General features: G+C 75.0%; 1 pseudogene. It reads left to right on the plus strand.

What is annotated here, in order from left to right:
• Positions 1–276, plus strand: a pseudogene (locus ACSNOK_RS34135) (FAD-dependent oxidoreductase); the annotation flags it as partial.

The following is a 276-nucleotide window of genomic DNA, read 5'->3' on the forward strand; positions in this document are numbered from 1 at the left end:
GGACTGGTTCGTGGTGGCGGTGCCGGTGGAGCGGGCCGTGCCGCTGTGGAGCGCGGACGTGCTCGCCGCCGCGCCGCGCCTGGCGGCCATGCGCCGGCTGCGGACCACCTGGTCCCACGGCATCCAGTACTACCTGCGGGAGCCGGTCCGGGGCATTCCCGGCCACATCGCGTACATCGACTCGCCCTGGGCGCTGGTCTCCATCGGCCAGGCGCGGTTCTGGCGCGAGGCGTTCGCCGACACCTGGGGCGACGGGCGGGCCCAGGACTCCCTCTC

Source organism: Streptomyces sp. URMC 126, from assembly GCF_051386555.1.
In the GTDB taxonomy this organism is placed as follows: Bacteria; Actinomycetota; Actinomycetes; order Streptomycetales; family Streptomycetaceae; genus Streptomyces.